The sequence below is a fragment of the Acidovorax sp. KPB24-03 genome (genome assembly GCF_057546605.1).
Map to the genome: position 1 here is coordinate 1 of NZ_BAAJYR010000783.1, position 907 is coordinate 907.

General features: G+C 71.4%; 1 protein-coding gene and 1 pseudogene. Both read left to right on the forward strand.

The genetic code is table 11. From position 1 onward, the window contains the following. On the forward strand, window positions 1-433 hold a 433-nt coding region (locus AC27KI_RS25980), incomplete at its 5' end, for a L,D-transpeptidase Cds6 family protein (protein ID WP_487116723.1). Between the two features lie 100 nt (window positions 434-533). Further along, window positions 534-907, forward strand: a pseudogene (locus AC27KI_RS25985) (L,D-transpeptidase family protein); the annotation flags it as partial.

Consider the following 907-nt stretch of genomic DNA (forward strand, 5'->3'; position numbering starts at 1 on the left):
CGCGCCGGCCGTGGCCGCTGCACCGGCGCCCACCCCAGCTCCGGCCCCCGCTCCCGCAGTGACGGGCAACACCGCCTCCAGCGCCGCCGCCGCGGCGGAACGGGAAGTGTCCGCCGCAGTGCACGCCTGGGCCAAGGCCTGGGAGAGCCAGGACATGAACGCCTACCTGGGCGCCTACGACAAGAACTACACGCCCAACGGCAAGCAAAGCCACGCCGCCTGGGAAAAAGAGCGCCGCGACCGCATCGTCGGCCGCGCCAAGATCAACGTCAGCGTGAACGATCTGCGCATTTCCGTGAACGGCAACAAGGCGCAGGCGCGCTTTCGCCAGGGCTACAGCTCCGGCAGCTACAGCGTGAACAGCCGCAAGACCCTGGACCTGGTGAACACCGGCGGCCAGTGGACCATCGTGCGCGAGGCCACCGGCGGTTGATGGCGATCGTTTCGGTGACGCGCTCCACCATCGCCTTCGGGATGCTCCCTTGCCCTCTGCTGGCGCACCGCGCCGCATTCGTTCCCGCTTGAAGCCTCGCATGCCTGCGGGACGTTCCCCCTGGAGCCGCGGCATGGCGGCGGGCATGGTGCTGTCGCTGCTCGCGGCAGCCTGGCCCGCGCACGCCCAGGGCGACAAGCTGCGCGGCGTGGGCAAGAACGCGCGCACGGCGCCCGTACGCATCGCCCCGCTCGCCGATGGGCAGGCGGAAAAGCGCCTCATGGAGGTCTATCGTCTCACCGGCGAAGGCAAGGGCCGCGAGGCCCTGGCCAAGGCCGAGAGCCTGGTGCGCGACCACCCCAACTTCCAGCTCGCGCAACTGGCGCTGGGCGACCTGCTGTCGGCCCGCACGCGGCCGCTGCGGCAGATGGGCGACGTGCCGGCCGCCAGGGCGATGCCCCGCCGCCCAGGAAG